This is a genomic window from Chitinophaga sp. 05T412 (genome assembly GCF_056396465.1).
Genome location: NZ_JBFTLN010000048.1, coordinates 1 through 1,240, shown reverse-complemented (window position 1 = coordinate 1,240; position 1,240 = coordinate 1). Strand labels below are relative to the sequence as shown.

At 48.5% G+C, this 1,240-nt stretch carries 1 protein-coding gene; it reads right to left on the bottom strand.

Annotated elements, in window-relative coordinates:
- Positions 1-1,240, bottom strand: a 1,240-nt coding sequence (locus AC1DFM_RS34595) for a hypothetical protein (RefSeq protein WP_477081351.1), incomplete at both ends; no start/stop codon positions are given.

The following is a 1,240-nucleotide window of genomic DNA, read 5'->3' as shown; positions in this document are numbered from 1 at the left end:
ATAACGTTAACGACTATCGTATTACCAGCACCTGCATCGATATTTCCTTTCACGGATATGCTATTACCACTGCCGCTGGCGGTACCAATTACCTGAGATGTACCATTAGCAGTAGCTGTCCAGGTAACGTTCGTAATCGCCGATGGCACCGCATCGGCAATGCTTACGTTCTTAGCACCKGATGGTCCGGCGTTCGAAGCTGTGATCACATAACGGATGGTATCACCTGCATTCACGCTGCCTGCGCTCGTTTTGGTAATGCTCAGGGCCGACTTACTGGTTACCTGCGTAGTAGCGGTGCCGGTAGTAGTGTTGTTATTTACATCTGTTGCACTAGCCGTATTGGTGATGGTACCGGTGAAGTCAGGATTGATCTTACCTGCTATCTGTATGTTAATCGCGTTACCTGTACCCGCAGCTATATTGCCCGTCAGCGTTACATTACCCGTACCACTGTTGCTGCCTATTATCTGCGCGGCGCCACTGACACTAGCTGTCCAGCTTACACCGCTGAGTGTATCAGAAACAATATCACTGATCTTCATACCACTTGCATCAGATGGGCCATCATTTGTAATAGTGATGGTATACCTGAGGCTATCGCCTGCAATCGCAGTAGCTGCTGCTGCTTTCACCACATGCACATTCGGTTTCTTCGTTACAGGGGTGATCACAGAATCACTTGGAATGGAATCGTTCAGTATCGCAATGTTTGTCAATGAAGCGGCGGTTGCATTAGCCGGTACCACACCCATTACGTTAACGACTATCGTATTGCCTGCACCCGCATCGATATTGCCTTTCACCAATACAGTATTACCACTGCCGCTGGCGGCACTTATTACCTGAGATGTACCATTAGCGGTAGCTGTCCAGGTAACGTTCGTAATCGCGGATGGCACTGCATCCGCAATGCTTACGTTCTTAGCACCGGATGGACCGGCATTCGAAGCTGTGATTACATAACGAATGGTATCACCTGCATTCACGCTGCCGGAACTAGTTTTGGTAATACTTAATGCGGATTTACCGGTTACTTGCGTAGTAGCGGTACCAGTAGTAGTATTGTTATTTGCATCTGTTGCACTGGCCGTATTCGTGATGGTACCGGTGAAGTCAGGATTGATCTTACCTGCAATCTGAATGTTAATGGCGTTACCAGTACCTGCGGAAATATTACCMGTCAGCGTTACATTACCTGTACCACTGCTGCTACCTATTATCTGCGCTGCGCCACTGG